The sequence below is a fragment of the Streptomyces sp. NP-1717 genome, from assembly GCF_022695985.1.
Classification (GTDB): Bacteria; Actinomycetota; Actinomycetes; order Streptomycetales; family Streptomycetaceae; genus Streptomyces.
Map to the genome: position 1 here is coordinate 1 of NZ_JAAPBF010000359.1, position 4573 is coordinate 4573.

4 protein-coding genes are annotated in these 4573 nt (G+C 71.4%); all 4 read left to right on the forward strand.

The genetic code is table 11. The features are described 5' to 3' along the window. Window positions 1–597 (forward strand): discoidin domain-containing protein (locus GXP76_RS34215; protein WP_242575514.1); only part of this gene is annotated, 597 nt, incomplete at its 5' end. Window positions 598–772: 175 nt separating this feature from the next. Continuing rightward, on the forward strand, window positions 773–1639 hold the full coding sequence (locus GXP76_RS34220) for an oxidoreductase (RefSeq protein ID WP_242575515.1): 867 nt from the start codon (window positions 773–775) through the stop codon (window positions 1637–1639). A 78-nt stretch (window positions 1640–1717) separates the two neighbouring features. Then, complete coding sequence (locus GXP76_RS34225; protein WP_242575516.1) at window positions 1718–2659, forward strand: NADP-dependent oxidoreductase; 942 nt, start codon at window positions 1718–1720, stop codon at window positions 2657–2659. Between the two features lie 117 nt (window positions 2660–2776). Continuing rightward, window positions 2777–4510, forward strand: a complete 1734-nt coding sequence (locus GXP76_RS34230; RefSeq protein WP_242575517.1) for a serine/threonine-protein kinase — start codon at window positions 2777–2779, stop codon at window positions 4508–4510. Window positions 4511–4573 lie beyond the last annotated feature (63 nt).

The window sequence follows — 4573 nt, forward strand, 5'->3', positions numbered from 1 at the left end:
TCCCGGCGGTCCCCCGTCGCCGGGACCCGCCCACGGCGAGGATGGCGCAGGCCACGGATCGGTCTGCCGGTCGTGCTGATCCTGGTGGCGGTGGGGATCTGGTTCGCGCTCCCCCATCTGTCGGGGCTGTTCGGTGTCGCGAAGGAGGAGACGGGGAAGCCCGAGTCGGTACCGCCCGCCGAGTGCCGTGCCTCGGGCGCCGCGTCGGGTCATCCGGCGGGCGCGGCCGTCGACGGGTTCAACAACCGTTACTGGGCGCCGAAGGAGACCGGGGACGGTATCGGGGAGTTCCTGGAGTGCGACTTCGCGCAGCCGGTGAAGCTGACGAAGCTGATCGTGTTCTCGGGGACATCCGCACGCAAGGACGAATTCCTGACGCAGGCCCGCCCGGCCGGGATCACCGTGCTGCTGACCTCTCGGGACGGCGAGCGGACGACCCGTACGATCCGCCTGCGGGATCAGGCGGGCGAGCAGACCTTCGACCTGCGGGGCTCGGAGACCGTACGGGTCAGGTTCACCGTCAACTCGGCGTACGGCACCGGGAAGGACCGCCGGATCGCCGTGGCGGAGGTGGAGTTCTTCGGCCGCCGACCGTGAGGGGCCGGCCGGCCCCGGGCTCAGGTCGCCGGACGTCGTGACGTGCCCGCTCCCGGGGACCCGGGAGTGCTGCCCAGATCATCACTCGGGGAGGAAACCGAAGAAATGGGCAAATCATCTTGTATGCGCGAGGTGAGCTGCCCGGCAGACGAGAGATGAAGAGGAAAGGCGCGACATGACCACCACCGTTCCCGGCGGAACCCTCACCCCGGCGGAGGGTCTCACGATCAGCCGGATGGGCTACGGGGCCATGCAACTGGCGGGCCCCGGGGTCTTCGGCCCGCCGAAGGACCGTGACGAGGCCCTCGCCGTCCTGCGCGAGGCGGTCGCGCTCGGAGTCACTCACATCGACACCGGCGACTTCTACGGTCCCACCGTCGTCAACGAGCTGATCAAGGAAGCCCTGCACCCCTACCCCGCCGACCTGCGCATCGTCACCAAGGTCGGCGGCCGTCGCAGTGCGGACGGCGGCTGGTTCTCGTCGCTGGACCCCGCCGACCTGAGGGTCCAGGTCCAGGAGAACCTGCTCCATCTGGGTCTGGACACCCTTGATGTGGTCAACCTGCGCATGGACACCGAAGGCGCCTCCGACGACTCCGTCGCCGAGCAGTTCGGCGCCCTGGCCGAGCTGCGCGAGCAGGGCCTGATCCGCCACCTCGGGCTCAGCGGCGTCTCCGACGCCCAGCTCACCGAGGCGCGGTCCATCGCGCCCGTCGTCACCGTCCAGAACCTCTACAACCTCGCCAACCGGGCGGACGACGCCCTGGTGGACCGGTGCGCGGCGGAGAACATCGCCTTCGCCGCGTTCTTCCCCCTCGGCGGGTTCAGCCCGTTGCAGTCCGGGACCCTGACGTCGGTCGCCGCGCGCCTGGGCGCCTCACCGCAGCAGGTCGCGCTGGCCTGGCTGCTCCAGCGCTCGCCCACCACGGTCCTGATCCCGGGCACCTCTTCCGTCGGCCACCTGCGGGAGAACATCGCCGCGGCCGAGCTGCGCCTGCCGGCCGACGCGGTGGCCGAACTCGACGCCATCGGCCGACGCTAGGGCGTGTTTCGAAAGTCCCGCCCGGCCATCCCGCTTCACCCGTCCCAGCCGTCCCGGCCGTTCCGAAGGAGTACTCGCATGCCCAGAGCCGTCCGCTACGACCGCTACGGCGCGGTCGGAGTCCTGTACGTCGCCGATGTCGCCACACCCGCCCCGGCCGCCGACGAGGTCGTGGTCGAAGTGGTCGCCGCGGGACTCAACCCCGGCGAGATCGGGGTACGGGAGGGGCTGGCGCACTCCGTCTGGCCGGCCACCTTCCCCTCCGGTCAGGGCAGTGACTTCGCGGGCCACGTCGTCGCCGTGGGCAGCGCCGTGTCCACGGCTCCGATCGGCACACCGGTGATCGGGTTCACCAACCGGCGTGCGGCGCAGGCCGATTACGTCGCCGTGCCCGCCGACCAGGTGACGCCCAAGCCCGCGGCCGTCGGCTGGGACGTGGCGGGGTCCCTGTTCGTGGCGGGCACCACCGCCTATGCGGCCGTCCGGGCGGTCGGGGCCGAGCCAGGTGAGACCGTTGCGATCAGCGCCGCAGCGGGCGGGGTGGGCTCCCTGGCCGTCCAACTGCTCCGGCGTCAGGATGTGCGGGTCCTCGCCGTCGCGGGCGAGGCCAATCACGACTGGCTCGCCTCCCTCGGCGCGGTGCCGATCGCGTACGGCGAGGGTGCCGAGGGCCTGGCGGATGTCGAGGAGCAGCTCCGTGGCGCGGCGCCCGGTGGGGTGGACGCGTTCATCGACGCGTACGGGGGCGGCTACGTCGAACTCGCCCTGCGGCTGGGCGTCGCCCCCGTACGGATCAACACCCTCATCGACTTCCCCGCCGCGAAGAAGTTCGGCACCAAGAGCGACGGGAACATGACCGCGGCCCGCTCGGACGTGCTGGCCGAGCTGGCGGCGTTGATCGCGGAGGGTGAGCTCAGCGCCGCCGTCAGCGCCACGTACCCCATCGAGCGGGTCCAGGAGGCGTACACGGCGCTCGCCGGGCCGCACAGCCGGGGGAAGATCGTCCTGCGGATGCGCTGACCGGCCTCCGTCGCCGCCCGGGTCGGGCTCCAACACCGCCGCCAGCGCGCGGTGTTGGTACGTTCCTGGTACAACTCTCGCGGGCCGCCGGACGTCCGCGTGTGGCAAAGTCGTGCCGTGGATGAGCTGCGACCCCAAGATCCCGCGCGAATAGGCGTGTGGCAGATTCTCGCCCGGCTCGGCGCGGGCGGCATGGGCCAGGTGTATCTCGGCCGTTCGCCGGGCGGCCGGCTGGTGGCGGTGAAGGTGATCCGCGACGAGATCAGTGACCATCCGGAGTCACTGGCCAGGTTCCGGCGGGAAGCCGCGACCATGGAAACCGTACGCAGCCCCTACACCGCCCAGTTGATCGAGGCGTCGCTCGACGCCTCCCCGTACTGGCTGGCCACCGAGTACGTGCCGGGACCCACACTGCGCGACGCCGTGCTCGCGAGCGGTCCCTTCCCGCCCGAGAGCGCGCTGGGGCTGTTCGCCGCGCTCGCCGAGGGGCTGGCCACCGTCCATGTCCACGGGGTCACGCACCGGGACCTCAAACCGCAGAACGTCATCCTCGCGCCACAGGGACCGCAGCTGATCGACTTCGGCATCGCCCGGGGACTTGAGCGGACGATCCTCACCCAGGCCGGAATGGCACCGGGAACACCCGGATACGCCGCGCCCGAGGTACTCCTGCGCAACGAGGTCGGCCCGGCGGCGGACGTCTTCGCGCTGGGCGCGACGATCGCGTACGCCGCGACCGGGCGGCCTCCGTACGGCGCCGGGGAGGCGTCTGCGGTGAGCTACCGGACCGTTCACGAGGACATCGACCTGACGGGCGTGCGCGACGATCTGGCCGGGCTCGTCCGGCGGTGCGTCGCCAAGGACCCCGCCGATCGGCCCGAGTTGGCCGCGGTGATCACCGGATGCGCGGTGGACTCCGCGCTGGCGGCGGACGCGCACTACCGGTCGGTGGCCCGCGACGCCGAAGCCGTACCGGACCACGTCGTATCGGCTGCGGAGTCCGAGCCCGGAGCCGCCCCTGCCACGCGGCCGGCCGAGCCCGCACGCTGGGGATACGACGGGACCACCCCGTACGCCGCGCCCGACCCCCGGCCGACGCCCGCCACCCGGCCGGGACGGCGCAAGGGCTGGCTCGCGGTGTGCGCGCTGGGGCTCGTCGTGCCGCTGGCGCTCTGGCTGCTTCCCGGACAGAACGACGACGGCAAGGACTCCGAGGCGGGCACCTCCGGAGCCACCACGTCCGGGCCGAGCGCCGACAACGGGACGAAGGACGGCGCCAAGGACGGTACGGAGAACGAGGCGAAGGACGACACGCCGCAGGGCCCACCGGATTACATCGTGAACGACCGTGACTCGCAGGACCGTTGGACCCTGTCGGACGATTCGGTCCAGGCGTCCCAGGGCATCGGCTTCTGCGACCTGGGCAGTCTCGCCGACGCCTCACCGCCCAGGGACTTGCAGTCCTCCGTCTCGCACACCACCGGCTCGGGCACCGCCTCGGTGGCCTTCCGCCCCAAGGACGCGGGGAAGGGAAAGCGCCCCGCGCCGTACTACGTGTCCGTCGGAGTACGCCCGCCGCACGAGACCGACCGCACCACCGGGCGCCCCCTCAAGTCGACGGGGAAGGGCATCGGCTTCACCACCGAACCTGTCGACCTCTACTCCAAGTGGTCCTCGGGCGGCACCATCAAGTTCCGGTACCCCGAAGACTTCCAGGCCCACTTCGGCAAGCGGACGGTCGACGCGATCCCGGTGAGTGACGATCCGGGCGACTGGACCGTGGTGCTCTACCACGTCGAGGGCGGACCCACGAAGTACACGTCCATCGTCTGCAACGGCTTCCACGCGTAACTGTCACGTTCGCGCGCCCGCCGGTGTCCGGTATCCCTTCTCGATGTCCCGTGACACCTCGCG